This is a genomic window from Methylophaga sp. UBA3613, from assembly GCF_002375415.1.
In the GTDB taxonomy this organism is placed as follows: domain Bacteria; phylum Pseudomonadota; class Gammaproteobacteria; order Nitrosococcales; family Methylophagaceae; genus Methylophaga.
Genome location: NZ_DFLS01000006.1, coordinates 18844 through 38594 on the forward strand (window position 1 = coordinate 18844; position 19751 = coordinate 38594).

Sequence of the window (19751 nt, forward strand, 5' to 3'; positions counted from 1 at the left end):
CTGCGGAATGCGTCTGTAACATAGCGTTCGAAGACATACGCGCACGCGCCTTTATCAGGCGTATTTTCAGTTATTGAATAGGCGGCTATGAAAGATCAACAGGCCCTGAATAAAGCCGGACGTTTCTTACTAAAACAGCTTTCCCAAAAGCAGCGAAGCCGATTGCTTCTGGCTGTTTTTATGGGTGTGTTGGCGACCGTTGCAATGATTATGCAATGGTATGCTCTGGCACAACTGACCTATGATTTAATCATCCAGCAGCAACCACTCGTTGAGCAATCCATGTTGATTTTGCTGATGGTGCTGAGTCTTATTTTACGATCAGTACTGATCAGAGCTCAGGAGCATTACTCTCAACTGGCCAGTCTGCAAGCCCGAGAATTTTTACGCGAGCAGGTCCTCAGTGGTTGGCGACAAACCAGTGCATTAATCCATAGTCAACGTTCTCCCGGTGCAGCGGCCAGTCAGTTGATTGAAGATGTTGAGTCGATGGATGGCTATTTCGCCAGATTCTGGCCGCAACAATTGCTGGCAGTGCTGACACCGCTGTTGATTTTAATCGTGGTGTTTTATTACAACTGGCTGGCTGCACTGTTTTTACTTGTGGCGGCACCGTTAATTCCGTTATTTATGATGCTGATAGGCTGGGGAGCTGAAGCGGTCAATCAACGCTTTTTTTACCAACGCCAGCGTCTGGCCGGACATTTTCTGGATCGCGTCAAACATCTCACAACGTTAAAACTGTTTGCAGCTGAGAATGAGGCTTTAACAGAAGTCGAACAGAGGAGTCAGGATTATCGTCAGGTGGTGATGAAAACCCTGAAACTGGCCTTTCTGTCATCTGCCGTTCTGGAGTTTTTTACCAGCGTCGCCATTGCCAGTATTGCCATCTATATCGGTTTTGCTCTGTTTGGCTCCATCACCTGGGGCCCGGCCGCAGATATCACATTATTCAGCGGTTTATTTATTCTGTTGCTTGCCCCCGAGTTTTTTCAGCCCTTACGAAATCTATCCCAGTTCTATCATGACCGTGCCGCGGCAATGGCAGCCGCTTCACATATTGCGAAACATTTACCCGACGATGCTACAAAGTCTCCAGCAGAGGATGTTTTTGAACTCACTGCAGACGATTCCTCTTCAATATTAATTGCCACCGATCTGTGTATCGGTTATCAGCCTGGTGATGTTCTTCAGAACCCTATCAATCTTAAGTTGAGCAATGGGCAGTGTCTGGTGATTAACGGTCCATCCGGCTGCGGCAAGACCACGTTATTGCATACCTTGGCCGGTTATCTATCGCCCTTATCCGGCAAAGTGCTTTTAAATAACCTGCCGATGGGAAAGGAAGTGATTCGTTATCTGCCTCAAAAACCGTGGATCATTAATGGCAGTTGGGCAAATAACCTTGCCGTGTTGGCCCCAGATGCAACCGAAAAGGAAATGCATAAGGTATTAAGTCAGCTAGGTTTGAAAAGTTTAATTTCATATAGAAACAATGATTTAGACAGTCAACTTAATGAACATGGTGAAGGCCTGTCAGGAGGGCAACTCCAACGTCTGGCACTGGCTAGAGTGTTACTTTCACCGGCCCCGTTGATCTTGCTGGATGAACCTACAGCCAGCCTGGATGCTGAAAGTCGTCAATACGTTCTGGCGGCGCTTGCTGCATTAAAACCGCAGTGTATTTTAGTGATTTCCAGCCATGATGCTGATGTACTGGCACTAGCCGATCACCAGCTACAGTTTGCCCGTCGGGAGAGTGACTAACGATGTCTAGCCATTCTCAAAATAGCGTTGCGCCACTGAAGTTCTGGTTAATCAAAGTGCTACAAAACCAGAAAAAGCGATTAATCATCTCTTTACTGCTGGCTTTATTAACGGCTATTTCCGCCATGGGGTTATTAGCGTTGTCCGGCTGGCTGATTACCGCTACGGCCATCACCGGTCTGGCAATTACCGCTGGCACTGCCGTCTTGTTGGATATCTACCGACCGGGTGGTGGCATTCGGTTTTTTGCCTTAAGTCGAACTGTGGGACGGTATTTTGAACGGTTGCATAGTCACGATATGGTGTTAAGAGTGATTGCTGGATTTCGACTAACCCTGTTTACCGGCCTGATGGACTTGCCGGTTCAGCAACTGCGAAATACTCAGGATGGTGAATGGCTGAGTAGGTTAACTGCGGATCTGGATAATCTCGACAGCCTGTTATTAAAGTTACTGTTACCCCCAATGGTTGTGTTATCCAGCGTGCTGTTGCTTGCTGTGTTTATCAGTTTTTTCTGGTTCACACTGGGGGTTACTTTCGGGATTATCACACTGCTGTTGGGGAGTATTTATTTCAGCTTTTTTACCCGGAAAACATCGCAGATAAGCAGCGATTATGCTCGGCAGATTAACCAGGCCCGCTCACAAACCATAGAGCATCTTCAGGGGCAACTGGAACTGCAGGCAGCACATCTTCAACAAGCGGATCAAGCAAGATTGGTCAGTTCATTGAGTGAGATTGGCAAGTCACAGCTAAAACTGAATCGACATATTGCCAACGCACAGTTAATAGTAAATATCTGCCATGGTCTGTTGGTCATCGCCGTGGCTATTGCAGCGTTATTTGCTTACCAGAATCAGCTTGTCAGTGGACCGGTCGCCGTCATGTTGTTTCTGGCGGTGTTTGGATTGGGTGAGTTACTGTTAAACCTGCCAGGCCAGCTGGGGCTGTGGGGCAGAACACGCTATGCCGCTGAACGGCTGCAACCCCTGGCAGAGCATGCATCCTCAGAGAAATCGACGCTGGCAGAGATTGAGCGACTGTCGATGATGGTGGCAGACCACCCCAAGGTTATCAGCAGCTTAGATACCGCTTTTGCTTTTGAACTTAATCCATCTGAATGTCTGTTAATAAGTGGCCGTTCTGGAAGTGGCAAGTCGACAATAGCCAATATAATGGCAGGCCTTGAAATACCGGACTCATTTATAACGCCTTATCAGTTGTTGATAAACGGCATTCCATTGCGAATCGACCAAACACAAGCCTGGCACAAGCAAATTGGCTATCTGACTCAGCGAAACAGCATCATCGCCGCGACGTTATATAGCAATCTGACATTGGGGCTGGATGAAGTCGACGAACAACTGCTCTGGGATGCACTGACTTTAGTCGAGCTGGATGATTGGGCCAAACAACTACCCAAAGGATTACACAGCTGGCTTGGCGATACCGGCAGCCAACTTTCCGGAGGGCAGGCCAGAAGGATCTGTCTGGCAAGACTACTATTAAAAGAGTCGAAACTGATCTTGCTGGATGAACCATTTAACGGCATTGATGTGGAGATGGCAGAACGCATCTGGCAGCGTTTGTATCCACAGTGGCAAGATAAAATGCTTATCGTACTAATGCATGAGCGGCCAGCGTTTTTTCCAGCAATTGATAATCAGCAAATGTTTGAAATCAATCTGGATCAGACTTGATCTCCAAAATCGTTATTGCTTGTGTAATATTGCAACTTGGCGAGTCAGAGCAAGATGTGTCAGAAAACGTTCTATCTCAACATCACCAAAAGTGAAGGATGTTGCTTGTCATTGAAAACTATGAAATATTCAATCCATTTAAATGGTACAACTACTGTAATTTCGTACCATCATAAAATCTAAAATGGATTTAAGAAATGGAGCGTGGGTCATGGAAGTAGTCTCAACCTTGATACTTACAAATGAAACATGTCAGATTAGCCCGATTAATCACGAATTATCGGGCCGTACGCCTTTTTTTATTTTTTACATCCCACGTTCTCATGAAAATAACAATATATTTAAAATGTTACATGGTTCAGGCTGTTATTCCCCCGAATTAAAAGGCCGCTTGCTAATAATTATTATTATGAGGCCACTGGCCTCATTAACACGTTGTTTGCTGTCTGGTGAGGTTTCGCTGCACGTCGTGCAAGAGCTGAGCAGATGATCGAATCGATATATTGGCGCCAAGAGTTGCGCGTGGAGTTGGCGTGGCTTAAGAAGAATCGCAAGTACCGTAGGTGGTCGGAAAAACAGCTTGTGCTGTACGAACGGCGCCTGATGTTGGTGGCATTCCAGGTACGCTCTCTACTTGAGCGGCCGAAAGTAAATGATAGCGCTCGTAGCGCTAGAATTCCTGTAATCCGGTATAAGAAGATCGGGAGCAAGCCCTTCACCAATGTTGGTGCGGGATTCCCGGAGGACCGATTTGACATGGAGAGTCCTGAGCAGTCAGAACTTGGCGTCCTCGATGTCTGCAACCAGCTCATTCATTATTACTGGATGCAAACATGGTCAGAAGGTACCGCTTTCAAGGGAATGCTTGTCTTTTCTGACTTCATGCGCCACAAGTGGGTTTATCAGCTCCTTATCGAGGACCTTATAAGCCTCTTCAGCATCTTTGCCAACGATTCATCGGCAGTCACTGAACTGAGGTTTCATTGGAGCGAGAAGAAGAAGGACTATGTGGCAAATTGTTCACGTTGAAGATTAGAAGGCTAACAATACGCGTCACACGGATGCCCTTGTCTTCGCTTCACTATGCCAAGGCCACCGGTGCGCTCAGCGTTATACGTAATGAGATATGGCAATACTAAAGCTCTGAAATATAATATATATTAAATTTAGTTTGAAATCGGTAAATAAAGGTGATACTACAATCCCATAAGCTCTAGGGTACAAACGTGTCTTTATGGTTAGATTGCTTTACGTTAATACATTTTGAATAATTAGCTCAAGGAAAGTGATTCAATGTCTGCTGAAAAGTTTAAGTTACCTTCATCCTCATATGAGGAATTGACCAAAATTATAAAAGCTTATGGGCACTTTCCAGCGCCTGCTGAGCTGGGTGAGGTAAGCAAACTGATCGGCATGGATTCCACCGTCATTAGTAGAAATGTTGGCTTCTTATTAGAATTAGCAATCCTTGAACCCGGGAAGAAAAAAACTGTAACTAGCGTTGGTCGATATCTAGCTCAGGCGCTTGAGCATGAAATGCCTGATGAAATCAGGAAGAACTGGCGTGAAATTGTTTCGGAAACCGAATTTTTAAATAAACTGATCACCTCAATAAAAATTCGTAATGGAATGGATGAAGGGACGCTGCAATCACATATTGCATTTTCAGCAGGACAGCCGAAAAAACCTGCCGTAATGACTGGGGCACGGACAGTGATGGATATACTTCGCGCATCAGAATTAATTCGTGAGCAGGATGGGAAAATTATTCTCGCCAAAATAGATGACGAAATAGAACCTGATAAGTTTAAAAACACGGAATTCGATTCTCCTAAACCAACCAGCCATTTGGGTTTTGTTACTACTTCCCCGCAGGTTTCCAACGTAGTAACTGAACAGTCCAACTCAGGCAATCCTCAAATTAAAATAAACATTAATGTAACAGTCGATTGTTCTACAGCAGATTTAGATACATTGGGTGAAAAGATAAACCGAATAATTAAAGATGTAAATCGCGAAATCCGCGAAGATGAAGAAACTGATATAGACGAATAAGCGCGGAGTAATAACTATGCCCCGCGATTTTTCACAAGCAACAGCAGAACTTACCGTATTGGTAGCAGAAGCTGTATGTATTCGGTCAAACTGTGAACAACAATTCGTTCAGAAGTTTTGTGATTTGTCAGCCGCTCAAGCTACAGCTGCACTGGCTTTGGCAACAGATATAGGTCTTATTGTCAAAGTAAATGAGACCTACAAAACAGAATCGCCATTAGTTCGGCTACTAGGCACCCCAGATGAATCAAGTAAAGCTGCTATTTTGAGGATTCTATTGGAGTGTTATGAACCATTTGTATTTTTCAGGGAACGCTTGGTCGCAACTGGAAACTCAGATACAGCAGCCCAACAAACGAAGGTTCATTTAGATTTAAATGCGCACAGGGAAGAAATAAAAGACACTCTGATCAGCCTAGGTACATATACCAAGGCCATAAATGCAAAAGGTGGTGGAGTATATGAGGCCGTAAGTGGTGAGGGCTTAAACCAGCTACAAAATGTGGCGGAAGCGTCCTCTAATTTAGCTGATGCAGAGGCTAACATCAGAATTGAAATCGGCGACTATGCCGACAGTTTAGATCGTGTAGAAGTAGTGGTTCCACTTGCAAGAGCTTTGTTAAAAGCGAAAGAAGATCATGCCAAAGAAGCTGTCGCTGAAGCTGCGTCAGCACTAGAATCTTTTCTAGCTGGATTGGCCAATAGGATGGGGGTAGATTTGCAGGGAGCAGCAGGCCTCACATCCCGGATAGACAAGTTCAGAACTAACAACGTATTGCCAAAGAAAATAACTGAAGCTGGAAAATATTTGGGGCAGATTCGAAATGCAGCTGATCACGGTGTCGATATAGACCCAGACGTAGGTAGCGTTTGGAAAATATTACCTAGCTCTGGAAGACATTATGTTTTTGTGGCTTGCGCATTTATCAGGGCTTGTGGCGCTAGAGAAAATAATCAGGACTTCTACATCTAGCCAAGAGAATCAAGGGGTCAGCCAACTCGATTTATTCTGTTCCACTTAGGGAATATATCTATGCAGAAGTTTATTTTAATATTTTTTGTCACCTTAATAGCAGGCTGTTCCACGGGAACAAAGTTTGTTGCATCGACTCACTCTATAGACAGTAATAACGCTCTTGTTTATGTTTACAGGCCTTTACAATTTGATAATGCCTTACTTAGTCCTGATCTAATCATCAACAATAAACGATTTAAAGGGATCTCAAATGGAGGATACTTCTCTCTTCACATACAAGAAGGTGAATATCAAATTAAAGTTGATTTTGGAGATAAAGGAAAAGAAAGTACAAAGACTTTCAAATTTGAGAATGGAAAGACATATTTCATAAAAGCAAACACTGGAAGAAAACCTTTGGAATACCCTTATGAACTTGTTTATTTTAGACTGGATGAAGTGGAATCTTCAATTGGGAATTTTGAAATAAAAGATACTAGGTTAATTGAGGAAATTAACTATTAACTCTAACAAAAAGCTCAAATTCACTTTGGCCAAAAAGCATGGACTTCGTTGGGACGCCGCTAAAAGCGTGGCACCCCTTAGCTAGATCTTTAAATATTTATGATCGATCACGATAAATTCCGCGACTTGGTCAAGCAACTGTATACCACGGTCAATGATTTGGAGACCATGTTCCCGGGTAGGCGTTTTACCCCGGATGGCCATATGGTTGGCAGTTTGGGTGAGTGTCTGGTGGCTGATGCATATGATCTGGAGCTTATGACGGCATCCAATAAAGGCTATGACGCTGTCACCGGAAATGGCTTAGAAGTTGAGATAAAGGCTACGCAATCCAACTCAGTTGCATTCCGAAGTCAGCCGCAGCATACAATCATCATCAAGATACTGCCTGACGGTACATTCGAGGAAATCTACAATGGGCCAGGAGCGCAAGTTTGGGATCAGTTCATAGGTAAACAGCTACCGAGTAATGGCCAATTTCAGGTCTCTCTCAATAAACTCCGGCACCTAAATCAATCTGTGGCTAAGACAGATCGTGTGCCGAGAGCCATTTAACAAGGCGCAGCATTACGTAGCCAACAAAATCAAGGGGTCAGTCAACTTGATTTATTATGAGGCCAACGGCTTCATTAAAACGCTGTTATGTTTCTTGACTACCATTATCGACAAGGGTGTCGTAATACCAAATTCAGATCGATAGGTGTTGCCATGACTTTAGTAACTGTTTCTCCCAAGTATCAGATTGTAATTCCTAAAGAAATTCGTGAATCCAAAGAAAATCAAGGGGTCAGCCAACTTGATTTACTATGAGGCCAACGGCCTCATTAACACGGCGCTAGGTTTCAATAATGTCTTGTGAACAAATAACAAAGTATTTTGATGCAACGGAATCTCGAAAGGTACGCGATGATTTGGTTTTTTCTGCAAACATAGTTAGCGAACCAAAAAGTGCTATAGATTGTGGCTGTGGTGCTGGAGCGGATATTGCCTATTTGGCGGAGATTGGTTTCACGGTTCATGGTTTCGATGTAGAGCAAGAATCAATATCAAGATGCCAGTCTCGATTCAGTGGTCTTGATAATGTGTTTCTGACTAAGTCATCGTTTACCGATTTTGAGTACCCACCTGTATCTTTGGTGGTAGCAGATGCTAGTTTATTTTTCTGCCCTAGCTCTGAGTTTAGAGATGTGTGGTCAAAAATATATCAATGTCTGCTACCGGGTGGTATTTTCTGCGGCTCGTTTCTCGGCCAAGAGGATACTATGGCTATACCTGGAGATAATCCAAGTGTTTTCTGGCCGGAGGTGACAGCTTTTGAGGAAGGTGAAGTTAAGGAGTTATTTAATAACTTAGAGGTGCTACGCTTTAACACTCATCGATCTACAGGTAAAACACCTCAAGGTGTGACACATAATTGGCATATTTTTCAAGTCGTGGCACAGAAACCTAACAAATAAAGCAACCCGACGCGTAAACGCGTGGCTTCTTGAGGCGTTAACTTAGTTCTTCGGTTTACCAGATAAATCCCCTTTGAAGTCGTCGAGTGACGCAGCAAGCAAGAGATAAAAGCTGAGGTTGTTTGAGCGCAGTGAGTTGCCGAAGCTTCTCTTGCTTGCTGCGTAACGCAGAGCAGCCGAAGGACGGCTTGATGGGGCGGTTTTTTTGGTCACTACTTTTGGCCAACCAAAAGAAGTAACTCCCCCAAGGCGAAACCTTTAACAAAAAATACTACGCCGGCTCAAACAACAACCTCAAATGCGATCGATACGCCTGCACCTGACTAATCAACGCCTGATTATCCCCATACAGACGCGCCAAAATAATCCCACCCTCCAATAAAGAGCTAAACATATCCGCTAACGCTTCGGTTGACGTTTCTAATCGCGGTCGGTACTTCTCCTGAATTTTTTCAATACGCTTAGCCATCATTTCTCGCCAGCCCAACATACCTTCGCGCATTGCATCTTGAATATCTTGATCCAGCATTTGTGCTTCATAGGTAAATACCGCTACCACACAACCAGGATGGACCGACGTTAGGCCGCCGACCATATCGGTGAATAAATTGAGAAAGATAAGCGTTTGTTGCAACGGATCTTCGCTGAGCTTGTCCGCCTGAGCTGATAGCTCATCGAACACCTCGTTATCCATACTGATATAGCGCTCGACAATGGCTCGCGCCAAATCCATCTTGCCATTGAAGTGGTAAAAGAAACCGCCTTTGGTTATTGCGGATTTCTCCAGTATTTCGTCGATAGTCGTCCCGGCAAATCCCTTCTGCAAAATGAGGGATTCCGCCGTGCTAAGAATGCGTTCTCGGCTGCTATTTGCGCGTGTTGCCACAGCTTCCTCCCTACTATCAGTTACGCAATCGTGAGTTAACTATACCGCCGGTCTAGTTAAGCGTCATGAAATTATTAATGCTGACTGCTAGCTCATCAAAAGCGGACTTAACTATCTGAAAAATTTGGCAAAAAATAGAAATGAATATTCGTACGTATAGTTCACTAGTTTCGCTGCGGGGGAAATCATACACTGGATGCCAGTTGAGTATAAATCAATACAAACTACGACTTACACATTTTTAAGGAGGAACAGACTATGTCAATTTCCGAATTGCCTAGTCCAATGGAAATATTAATGGATCCACTTAGCCTAATTGTTTTAGGCATGTTCGTATTGCTGTTTCTCAGGGAGCAACTGTTCCCTTCACGCCGACTAACTAAGGTTGCATTTTGGCTGAGTCCGGTAGATACAGTTGGTTTTACGCTGATAGGCAGTTTCGCTTTGGTGCTATTGGTCGGCGTCTCACCACAAGCGACGACGCTAATCCTGTTGATGTTAATCTTTTTCGCTATTTTTCAACATCTCAATATTCGCATGGCGCGATGGCTTGGTTATCTGAACCAGCGCCTGGAAAGCCATAGCCATCAACATGGCAAAGGCATGCACCGTTACAACTACGCTGACGTTTCCCGGTACGACATGTTATTTGGCACTTTTCATAACCCGAAGTCGCATTCTGAAAGCCGCTTTTATCTTGGCTCAAGCAGCCGGGTGTGGGAAATGCTAATTGGTAGCGACGTTCGCCAGCCAAAGCAGGAAGAGGAGACCCTATAATGAAATATCGACATGCATTACCGCAATTAGCGGACCAAATATTCTTAACCGATGGTGGTATGGAAACCACGCTAGTGTTTATTCAGGGCGTTGAATTGCCATACTTCGCAGCCTTTGATCAGCTGTGTATTGAACCAGGTCGTCAACGCTTACAAGACTATTATGTCGACTACATTAGCCTAGCAAAGCTTGCGCAACGGGGATTCATTTTAGAAAGCCCTACTTGGCGAGCCAACCGCGATTGGGGAATTAAACTTGGTTATAGCGGCAATGAGTTGGCTGAGAAAAATGGCGAAGCAATTGCCATGCTCGCTTCATTGCGCAATCGGCATGAAACGCTGGAAACACCTCTGGTGATCAGCGGCTGCATTGGCCCGCGAGGTGATGGCTATGTTGCGGACAATAAAATGTCTGCACAGCAAGCCCACGAATACCATCGCGAGCAGGTGCGTACCTTTGCAGAAACCGAGGCTGACATGGTAACGGCGATGACGATCAATTACGTCGAAGAGGCCATTGGAATTGTTAACGCAGCGCAGGAAGCTAATATGCCGGTGGTGATCTCTTTTACCACCGAGACGGATGGTTGTTTGCCCACCGGAGAATCCTTAGCGGGAGCCATTACGCGCGTTGACGCAGAAACTAATACGGGGCCCGCGTATTACATGATTAATTGCGCACATCCGGAGCATTTCCGCGATCAGCTCAAAGAGAGTGAGCCATGGATGAACCGCATTCGCGGGGTGCGAGCGAACGCTAGTCGTAAAAGTCATGCGGAGTTAGATGAGTCGGAGAGCCTGGATCGAGGAGATCCCACAGAGTTGGGTCAACAGTATCGTGAATTGCGCGATATATTTCCTAATATTACTGTGTTGGGAGGATGTTGTGGGACGGATCTGGAGCATGTTGAGGCGATTCATGAGCATTGTTGTAGGCCGCTGCGCTAGTTGTATTTAGTGTTGTTGGCTATTTGCGTAAGCCCACCTTGGAAAGGATTCCAGCGTGGGCTTTGTTTTTTGTGGTTTATGAGTTTGGTTTTTTTGCTAACTTGTGCGGTAGTATCGATTTAAGGTTTCGCCTTTAGGTTCCTACGCATCCATGCGTTCGCGGTATTTGAACTTCCCTCTCCATCAAATGACACTACTCCAAGCTGGCCTTAGGCTGCTCTGCGTTACTCACAAGCAAGAGGCACATCGCAAGAATCAAGGGACAGCCAACTTGATTTATTTTGTGTCACTTCTGCGAACACAACAGAAGATAAGCTTTTTTAGTCTCTATCCTGTTTAGCGTGATTAAGGATGAATAATTTGCCCTGGCAAGATCTCGGATATATTCAAGCCATTGCCTGGGCTGTAATTTCGATTGAACGTTGCCGCTTTGTGGTATCAAATATGTCTGAGACGATCATTAATTCGTCGGCTTGCGTTTTCTCGATAAGATTTTGCAAACCGTTTTGAACAGTTTCATGGCTTCCAATGACACTGCAATCCAGCATTTGTCCTGCCTGGGCCTTTTCCTGAGGCGACCAGTAGCTTTCTATATCCTCGATAGGTGGCTGCATCAAGCCGCGAGTACCACGAAAGAGGTTAGTGAAGGACATTTGCTGTGATGTTGCGAGGTAGCGAGCTTCCTCATCTGTTTCAGCCGCGATCACATTGACTCCAACCATAGCGTATGGCTTATCCAGTTGTGCTGAAGGTTTGAAATTCATCCGATATACCTCAAGTGCTTGATAAAGCGCTTGTGGGGCAAAATGCGAGGCGAAGCCGTAAGGCAATCCCAGACTCGCCGCCAGTTGTGCACCGAATAAGCTGGAGCCCAATATCCAGATAGGCACATTACTTCCCGATCCGGGTACTGCCTCTATTTGTTGAGCGGCATCTTTGGGTGCAAGAAAAGCCTGTAATTCCTGCACATCCTGTGGGAATTTTTCAGCATTGGCTGGATTTCGACGCAGAGCCCGTAAGGTCATTTGGTCGGTGCCGGGAGCACGGCCCAACCCAAGATCGATACGACCGGGAAATAGTGCTTCCAATGTACCGAACTGTTCAGCAATTATATATGGCGCATGATTAGGCAGCATGATGCCACCGGATCCCACGCGGATGGTATTTGTCCCAGCAGCGATATGGCCAATGACGATGGAGGTGGCGGCTGTTGTCACCCCAGGCATATTATGATGCTCTGCTACCCATATGCGTTTGTATCCCAGTCGCTCAGCATGCTGCGCATAGGTCCGGGCATCATTAAGAGCCGTTCGGCGATCAGAACCTTCGCGTACACGACCAAGTTCTAGAATGGATAATGGAATCATATGTAATTTCACCTTACTTTGTGTTGTTGTCGCTTTCTAGGCTAACTTTTGGGGGCAGGTTTATAAGGCAATCCTTAAAACGTGCACCTAACGATTAAAGATCTATGGCAAGCAAAAATACTCCACCTATAAACTACGAAAATATCTGCGTAAAATGTCTTAAAGCCTATAGTTTGTTTCTAAATCTGATCTTTCGCTCTAAGCAATCTTTCACCTAACCAATATCTAATTTTGTCTACGGTTTAACTTATAAATCCAAGAAATAGTGGCTCACGAGATAATTTCTATTGTGGAGAAGTGGCAAGAAAAGCTGAGCACTAACATGAGTGACAGCTGTCAGAGATGCAAACCATCAAGTGACAATCAGAAAGTGATCCAAAGTTATGCTCAAAGTGTTGATCTGTAATCGGACAAGCTGCCGATGCAAGTGATTAATCAGCGGTCAAGCAGCTTTTTCCCCACCTTAACAGGAGCCCGATGGTAATGCGACAACACCAGCAAACCGACTCTACGGAAACAATCTCCAATCTCGACAATCTTGCAAAGTGTGTAAGTTACTCGTTTATGGACACGCTCAATGCTGATCCTGATGCGATATCAAACGGAGCCGACCACTATCCCCGTCAAGTCTTCTCAGGCCATTATGTTCGTGTCAGTCCAACGCCACTCGAAGATCCCGAGTACGTGGCGCATAGTAAAAACCTGTTTCGCGAACTGGGTTTCGCCGATAGTTTGGCTCTGTCGACCGACTTCATGCGTGTGTTCTCCGGCAATCTCGCATACGTTCCAGAGCCGATGCGTAAGGTTGGCTGGGCGTGTGGCTACGCATTGTCCATTTACGGTACAGAATACACCCAGCAATGTCCTTTTCAGACCGGCAATGGATACGGCGATGGTCGTGCTATTTCAGTGTTAGAGACCGACATCAATGGTAATCATTGGGAAATGCAGTTAAAAGGTGGGGGCAGGACGCCATACTGCCGCGGCGCAGATGGACGCGCTGTTTTGCGGTCGAGTGTACGAGAGTTTCTGGCTCAGGAGCACATGCACGCGCTTGGGGTTCCAACCTCACGGTCTCTGAGTCTTTACGTGTCGAAAACTGAAAAAGTAAAGCGTCCGTGGTATTCAGAAGGCTCACATTCTAGAGATCCGGATACACTTATATCAGAGCCGGCAGCGATCTCGACGCGGGTCGCACCGTCTTTCATTCGGGTTGGCCAAATTGAGCTGTTCGGTCGCCGTGCTCGTAAAAATGAACATCCACAAGCAATGGAAGAGCTGGAGCAGATAGTCTTGCATCTCATCGATCGTGAGTATGGAGAAGTCATCGACCAAAACCTGAGCACACCCAAAAAAGTATTGATGCTTGCACGCGAGTTCCGAAACCGACTGACATCTCTTATTGCGAATTGGATCCGTGTCGGCTATTGCCAGGGTAATTTCAATAGTGATAATTGTGCAGCGGGTGGATTCACACTCGACTATGGCCCATTTGGATTTTGCGAACTGTTTGATCCGTACTACCAGCCATGGACGGGAGGAGGACAGCATTTCGCATTTTTGAATCAACCTGTTGCAGCGGAAAAAAACTTTCACATGTTTTGTACAGCATTGCGTCCGTTGCTGACTTCGCATCAGGACAGTCTGCGACAGCTCGACGAGATACAAAGCAGCTTCGCATCAGTAATGCAGGTGCAAATGGAGAAAATGTGGGCAGCCAAACTTGGGCTTGATACTTTTAATGAGGAGTTGTTTAGCGAACTGGTATCACTGATGATGCAAACATCCGTTGATTACACCATTTTCTTCCGCGAACTTTCTATGCTGCCGGATGATATTGGTCCACTCAAAAAAAGCTTTTACCAGAACCCGACCTATAATCTAGACCCCGAACGGATAAATAATCGCTGGGCAGAATGGCTCACAAAATGGAAAGCGCTTATCACTAAGGCCAACACGACAGAGTCTCAGCCATTTTCTCATGAAGAGCTCTCCAACAAGATGAAACAGGTCAATCCAAAATACAGTTTGCGGGAGTGGTTAGTTGTGCCTGCTTATCAGCAAGCGAAGGAGGGGAACTACTCACTCATTCAAGAGCTGCAAGAAGTCATGACAAATCCATACGACGAGCAATCGAAAGACGAAGAGGAGAAATTTTACAGGCTGAAGCCACACGCGTTTTTTGAGGTTGGCGGGCTATCGTATTACAGCTGCTCGTCCTGATTTTACGAAAATCCTTCAGGGAATAGCTAATGGCACTATCTGCAAAAGGGGCAATATATAAGGGCGAGAATTTGAGCAAAAAGCGCTTTAGTACTGCTTTGCTTCAGGTTAATGCACTGGTAAAAATGATGTGAGTAATATGATTTTCCTTTAATAACTTGGGTATGGATATGCAAAGATTATTACGGAAAATATTCATCAAAGGTGTAAGAGAACGTTCAGCACTGAAGGTAGGCTTATCTCAGCACTTTTACAAAATCATCATTATGGTTTCGTGTTTACTCGTATTTCAGCTCGAAATAATTGATAAGTTTTCGTTGAGCTTGTTCTTACCAACGTGGGGCGACTTTTTCTTTTTATTTGGCATAACTGCGATTGGAATTATCTTTTATATCGATTTTCAGATGATTAAGTCCAGGATGGAAATGCACATGACTATGAGGCAAGTTCTGCGTTACAGAAGGAGATGCACATAAGTTTAATTGCAACTCGTTCCGACGCTCATGCGTGGGAACGCAAATACAGAACAGCTAAAATTTCAATTACCAAACCCCATATACAAAAAAACGGACCGAAGTCCGTTTTTTTGTTTGGCAGAGAAGCAGGGGATTCGAAGCCTGGGTAGGCTATAAACCCATGCCGGTTTTAAGATCAGTGAATTCAAACGCTCTTAATCAATGGATTGTGACTACATTGATTTATTTTCGCCTCGCTAGTTGCCACATTAAGTGGCTGAAAGGCGTCAAAAAGTAGTGGCGATTCAACTCATAATGCAGTTTCACTAGTAACAAAAAATTGTTTCTCCATAGTGTCGATATCATCTCGTACGGAAAAACTATGTCCCAACAATTTGGGGGGATCATAAGTTAAATTGAACGAGGTTCTGTTCGAATGCAAAATTCGTTGATAAAAATCTGTGGATAAAAATATGACTAGAGAGGTTTCTGTGTTCCGTGAAATATATGAATCAATTTTAGATATTAATGGTAAAAGAGATTTGTCCATAATTCTTCCTTTTATGTAAGGACTAACGGTAGCCGAGCGGCACGATCTCGCTGTGATTAAGCCTAATAGGACACAAGGATTTTCGCCGGTCTTGTATGGAGCATGCGGGTAGGGATTAGGTCGCCAATACACTACGCATCTTAAGTAAAAGTAGCTCTCCACTGTGTTCATCGCGCTGAGCTGAGACCTGCCATACCTTGTTCACTGCCATGCGGATTAATCTGCTAGAGATCTCGTTGCTGATGTTAGCTAGCAATGCGCTGACCTTCTGTGCGTCAACGTACATCGCTATTACTTTATCTTGGCATTTGGCTATTAAGGGAACGTTTTGAGTGCTTGGCACATATCTAAATACATGGGCCGTTGTAAGCAGTTTCTAACAAAGTGGTAGGAATGACATTGTTTAGAACAACGAGATGTTGATGTGGAGTGGCGGAGACAGAATTTGGAGGTGTCAGTATAAAAGGGTTGCATAGACACGAGGATGTAGCCTGAAACAATTTCTAAATACAGAACAGCTAAAATCGCAATTACCAAACCTTAGATACAAAAAAACGGACCGAAGTCCGTTAGTTTGTTTGGCGGAGGGACAGGGATTCGAACCCTGGGTAGGCTATAAACCCACGCCGGTTTTCAAGACCGGTGCATTCAACCGCTCTGCCATCCCTCCAAGACGCGGCATATTACTAGGAATGACTTGTTCTGACAACAGTGAAAGCAAAATTTATATAGCTATTGCCATTTAGAACTTATCCGGTAGGATGATGTCCATTGGATGAACTACCTATCATCAATACTTTACTGAGTAATGGAGAAATAAACTGATGAATTACGATACTCAATCAACAGTTGTGCGTTCGCGCGAATCTGCGCTGCAAACCAACAAGTTATTGCGTAACACCTATGTATTGCTGGCGATGACGCTTGGCTTCAGTGCGCTTACCGCTGGGGTGTCAATGGTGTTTAACCTGCCGCATCCAGGCATTATTATTACCTTGATCGGCTACTTCGGTCTGTTGTTCCTGACAGCTAAACTGCGCAACAGCGTTTGGGGTATTGCCTCTGTATTTGCGCTGACCGGTTTTATGGGCCTGACACTGGGACCAATCGTTAACGCTTACCTGGGATTACCCAATGGTCCGCAGATTGTTATGCAGGCTCTGGGCGCAACCGGGATTGTCTTTTTAGGCTTATCTGCTTACGCGATTAAATCTGAAAAAGACTTCAGCTTTATGGGTGGCTTCCTGTTTGTCGGTATCCTGGTAGCTTTCCTGGCGGGACTGGCAGCATTCTTCTTTAACATGCCTGGTTTGTCGCTGGCGGTTTCTGCAATGTTCGTGCTGTTGATGTCTGGTCTGATTCTGTATGAAACCAGCAACATCATTCACGGCGGCGAAACAAACTACATCATGGCGACTGTGACCTTGTATGTCAGTATCTACAACCTGTTTACCAGCCTGTTGCATTTAATCGGTGCCTTCTCTGGTAACGATTGATTCAGCAATCAATAAGATTGATTCATTCAAGCCCCTGCAAAGGGGCTTGTTTGTATCTGGAGCAATGCAATGAAAAAGAATCTCGGCAGTATTGATAGAACGTTACGTATCATAATCGGTCTGTTTATAATAGCGGTTGCATTGTATTACCAAAGTTGGTGGGCCTTGCTGGGATTGGGACTACTGATTAACGGATTAAGCGGTCGCTGTGGTGGCTATGCCTTGTTTGGCTTTTCCACTGCAAAAGATTCTTGTGACATTTCTCATAAAGAGCGTAGCTAGCGCATAATAGACACTATGACGGATAACCAAACACAATTAATCGATAACTTCGGACGGCGCGTGTCGTATGTACGGATATCGATCACTGATCGTTGTGATTTCCGTTGCGTGTATTGCATGGATGAAGAGATGACTTTCATGCCACGCGAACAGTTGCTGACGCTGGAAGAGATTGCCTTTCTGGTAAAAGCTTTTTGTGAACTCGGGGTGGAAAAAGTCCGCATCACCGGTGGCGAACCTTTAGTACGTCGCAACGTCGATTGGTTAATAGAGCAAATTGGCGCGTTAAAGCACACCACATCGCTTAAAGAGCTGAACTTAACCACCAACGGCTCCCAGTTACCCAAGTACGCTGAAAAGCTCGCTGCAGCCGGTATGGATCGCATTAACATCAGTCTGGACTCATTGAATGCCGAACGTTTCCGTGAATTAACCCGTACTGGCGAATTAACTCAGGTACTGGACGGGATTGATGCTGCCAAACAAGCGGGCTTTAAACGCATCAAATTGAATGCGGTCATCATGAAAGGCCGTAACGATGATGAGATTGTCGATTTGGCTCAGTTTGCTATCGATAATGATCTGGATATTTCCTATATCGAAGAAATGCCATTGGGGCAGGTAACGCACAGTCGTAATGAAAGCTATTGCAGTAGTGATGAAGTGCTGGCCACATTACAAAAGCATTTTGATTTGCAAAGCAGTATTGCTAATACCGGTGGACCATCACGTTATTACCAGGTTGCTGGCAGCAACAGCAAAATAGGCTTTATATCGCCTCACAGTCATAATTTCTGTGAAAGCTGTAATCGGGTCAGGGTGACTACGGAAGGTCGTTTACTATTATGTCTGGGGCAGGAACATTCGATGGACTTGCGCGATATTATTCGCCGCCATCCTGGTGATCTCGATAAACTCAAACAGGCCATTATCCAATCAATGGATATCAAGCCAAAAGGCCATGACTTTAATATCAAAGAACAACCGATTATTTTCCGTCATATGAGTGTCACCGGTGGCTAGATATCAGCCGGAAATGACCAATCAGGGCATTAACCGCCTGCATACCACTACCGTTTTAGATGAATTTGGCGAAGCCCGTGAAGTGTCATTAACCGGCGAACGGCCACTGACGATTTATCTGGATAATCGCGAGATTGTTACTTTGATGACGCTTGGTGGTCAGCCAGAGCTACTGACACTTGGTTATTTGCGCAATCAGGGATTGGTTGATGAACTCAGCCATATCAAATCCATTCAGGTGGATTGGGACGTTGATGCTGTTGCGGTGACGACCCATCAGCAGAAAAATAATCTTGATTCGCTTATGTCCCGACGAATTGCGACCAGTGGTTGCGGGCAGGGCACCATGTTTGGTCATGTCATGGATTCGTTGTCTGAACTGAAACTGCAATGTCCCCAGTTCAGTGCCCAGTCAATTTACGATGTTTTGCATGCCCTGAACGAATATAACGAAATGTATAAACAGGCCGGTGCAGTACATGGCTGTGCGCTTTGCCAGGGAAATGATGTATTAAGCTTTGTGGAGGATGTTGGCCGGCATAATGCTGTCGATGCGATTTCCGGCTGGATGTGGCTCAACGATGTCAAAGGTAATGACAAGGTGTTTTATACCACCGGGCGTTTAACATCTGAGATGGTGATTAAGGTCGCACAGATGCAGGTGCCTTTACTCTTGTCACGTAGTGGTGTGACAGAAATGGGGCTTAGCATTGCACAGGATATTGGTATCGGCATGGTCGCTCGCGCCAAAGGTAAACACTTTCTGGTGTATACCGGTCAGGAACAGTTTCAAACCGCCACATCATTAACTTCTGCCGGATAAAATGGAAATACTGACTGCTGTACCTTCTGATATCCCTGAGTTGTGCCGGTTACTCGACACCTTGTTTAGTCAGGAAACCGAATTTAAACCAGATGCAGAGATGCAAGCTTTAGGATTGGGAGCGATTATTGAAGGCGACGGTATCGGTGATATTCTGGTCGCAAAAGATGCCGGGCAGATTGTAGGCATGGTGAATTTGTTGTACACCATTTCGACAGCGCTGGGTAGCCGGGTGGCGATTCTGGAAGATATGGTGGTTGCACCACAAAATCGTGGCCTTGGCGTTGGGTCAGCGTTATTGAAATATGCGATTGATTTTGCCAGAGAGAAAGGCTGTAAACGCATTACCTTGTTGACCGATAACGATAATGAAGCTGCCCATCGTTTTTATGAACAACACGGTTTTATCGAATCATCCATGTTGGCATTTAGATTGTCTTTAGACATTTAAAATCAATAGATT

The 19751-nt window shown here is 45.0% G+C and carries 19 protein-coding genes and 1 tRNA gene; 17 read left to right on the top strand and 3 right to left on the bottom strand.

Translation table 11 applies throughout. From position 1 onward, the window contains the following. Positions 1-87: 87 nt before the first annotated feature. The 9 genes from cydD (at position 88) to B3S93_RS06410 (ending at position 8459) form a co-directional block, all read left to right on the top strand. On the top strand, positions 88-1767 hold the full coding sequence (cydD, locus tag B3S93_RS06370; RefSeq protein ID WP_292398740.1) for a thiol reductant ABC exporter subunit CydD: 1680 nt from the start codon (positions 88-90) through the stop codon (positions 1765-1767). 2 nt (positions 1768-1769) lie between these two features. Then, positions 1770-3467: an amino acid ABC transporter ATP-binding/permease protein gene (locus tag B3S93_RS06375; protein ID WP_292398743.1), complete on the top strand. Its 1698-nt coding sequence runs from the start codon at positions 1770-1772 to the stop codon at positions 3465-3467. A 486-nt stretch (positions 3468-3953) separates the two neighbouring features. Continuing rightward, positions 3954-4496 carry a hypothetical protein gene (locus B3S93_RS06380; protein WP_292398746.1) on the top strand — a complete coding sequence of 181 codons (543 nt, stop codon included), beginning with the start codon at positions 3954-3956 and terminating at the stop codon, positions 4494-4496. Between the two features lie 264 nt (positions 4497-4760). Next, positions 4761-5522, top strand: a complete 762-nt coding sequence (locus B3S93_RS06385) for a hypothetical protein (protein ID WP_292398748.1) — start codon at positions 4761-4763, stop codon at positions 5520-5522. Between the two features lie 16 nt (positions 5523-5538). Further along, positions 5539-6495, top strand: coding sequence for a hypothetical protein (locus tag B3S93_RS06390; RefSeq protein ID WP_292398750.1), 957 nt, complete (start codon positions 5539-5541; stop codon positions 6493-6495). 60 nt (positions 6496-6555) lie between these two features. After that, entirely contained in the window at positions 6556-7002 is a 447-nt protein-coding gene (locus tag B3S93_RS06395) for a DUF2846 domain-containing protein (protein WP_292398753.1), read from the top strand. 99 nt (positions 7003-7101) lie between these two features. Next, positions 7102-7557 (top strand): DUF6998 domain-containing protein, encoded by a 456-nt coding sequence (locus B3S93_RS06400; protein WP_292398756.1) that lies wholly within the window; start codon positions 7102-7104, stop codon positions 7555-7557. Between the two features lie 153 nt (positions 7558-7710). Beyond that, positions 7711-7812: an AbrB/MazE/SpoVT family DNA-binding domain-containing protein gene (locus tag B3S93_RS06405; RefSeq protein WP_292398758.1), complete on the top strand. Its 102-nt coding sequence runs from the start codon at positions 7711-7713 to the stop codon at positions 7810-7812. Between the two features lie 38 nt (positions 7813-7850). Next, the gene (locus B3S93_RS06410) at positions 7851-8459 is read left to right on the top strand and encodes a class I SAM-dependent methyltransferase (protein WP_292398761.1); all 609 of its coding nucleotides are present in this window, start codon (positions 7851-7853) and stop codon (positions 8457-8459) included. A 271-nt stretch (positions 8460-8730) separates the two neighbouring features. On the opposite strand, the gene B3S93_RS06415 is transcribed toward B3S93_RS06410, so the two are convergent. Then, positions 8731-9345, bottom strand: a complete 615-nt coding sequence (locus tag B3S93_RS06415) for a TetR/AcrR family transcriptional regulator (protein ID WP_292398763.1) — start codon at positions 9343-9345, stop codon at positions 8731-8733. A gap of 258 nt (positions 9346-9603) precedes the next feature. On the opposite strand from B3S93_RS06415, the gene B3S93_RS06420 reads away from it, so the two are divergent. Both B3S93_RS06420 and B3S93_RS06425 read left to right on the top strand, forming a co-directional pair. Further along, positions 9604-10122 carry a sterol desaturase family protein gene (locus tag B3S93_RS06420; protein ID WP_292398767.1) on the top strand — a complete coding sequence of 173 codons (519 nt, stop codon included), beginning with the start codon at positions 9604-9606 and terminating at the stop codon, positions 10120-10122. Further along, positions 10122-11069: a homocysteine S-methyltransferase family protein gene (locus B3S93_RS06425; RefSeq protein WP_292398770.1), complete on the top strand. Its 948-nt coding sequence runs from the start codon at positions 10122-10124 to the stop codon at positions 11067-11069. Before B3S93_RS06420 ends, B3S93_RS06425 begins: the two co-directional genes overlap by 1 nt. A gap of 386 nt (positions 11070-11455) precedes the next feature. Here the strand turns inward: B3S93_RS06425 and B3S93_RS06430 are convergent, their stop codons facing one another. Continuing rightward, the gene (locus tag B3S93_RS06430) at positions 11456-12436 is read right to left on the bottom strand and encodes an LLM class flavin-dependent oxidoreductase (RefSeq protein ID WP_292398773.1); all 981 of its coding nucleotides are present in this window, start codon (positions 12434-12436) and stop codon (positions 11456-11458) included. Positions 12437-12919: 483 nt separating this feature from the next. On the opposite strand from B3S93_RS06430, the gene B3S93_RS06435 reads away from it, so the two are divergent. Further along, positions 12920-14659 carry a protein adenylyltransferase SelO gene (locus B3S93_RS06435; RefSeq protein WP_292398776.1) on the top strand — a complete coding sequence of 580 codons (1740 nt, stop codon included), beginning with the start codon at positions 12920-12922 and terminating at the stop codon, positions 14657-14659. A 1584-nt stretch (positions 14660-16243) separates the two neighbouring features. Here B3S93_RS06435 and B3S93_RS06440 read toward each other — a convergent pair. Next, positions 16244-16334 (bottom strand) — tRNA-Ser (locus B3S93_RS06440). A gap of 154 nt (positions 16335-16488) precedes the next feature. Between B3S93_RS06440 and B3S93_RS06445 the strand changes: the two genes are divergently transcribed. The 5 genes from B3S93_RS06445 to B3S93_RS06465 all read left to right on the top strand — a co-directional run bounded on the left by B3S93_RS06445 (position 16489) and on the right by B3S93_RS06465 (position 19739). Then, positions 16489-17160, top strand: coding sequence for a Bax inhibitor-1/YccA family protein (locus B3S93_RS06445; RefSeq protein WP_292356904.1), 672 nt, complete (start codon positions 16489-16491; stop codon positions 17158-17160). 69 nt (positions 17161-17229) lie between these two features. Continuing rightward, positions 17230-17442 (top strand): YgaP family membrane protein, encoded by a 213-nt coding sequence (locus B3S93_RS06450; protein ID WP_292398779.1) that lies wholly within the window; start codon positions 17230-17232, stop codon positions 17440-17442. A gap of 15 nt (positions 17443-17457) precedes the next feature. Continuing rightward, positions 17458-18465 (top strand): GTP 3',8-cyclase MoaA, encoded by a 1008-nt coding sequence (moaA, locus tag B3S93_RS06455; protein ID WP_292356900.1) that lies wholly within the window; start codon positions 17458-17460, stop codon positions 18463-18465. Beyond that, positions 18458-19288, top strand: a complete 831-nt coding sequence (locus B3S93_RS06460) for a formate dehydrogenase accessory sulfurtransferase FdhD (RefSeq protein ID WP_292398783.1) — start codon at positions 18458-18460, stop codon at positions 19286-19288. The genes moaA and B3S93_RS06460 overlap by 8 nt, the downstream gene beginning before the upstream one ends. Position 19289: 1 nt before the next feature. Further along, entirely contained in the window at positions 19290-19739 is a 450-nt protein-coding gene (locus B3S93_RS06465; RefSeq protein WP_292398787.1) for a GNAT family N-acetyltransferase, read from the top strand. Positions 19740-19751 lie beyond the last annotated feature (12 nt).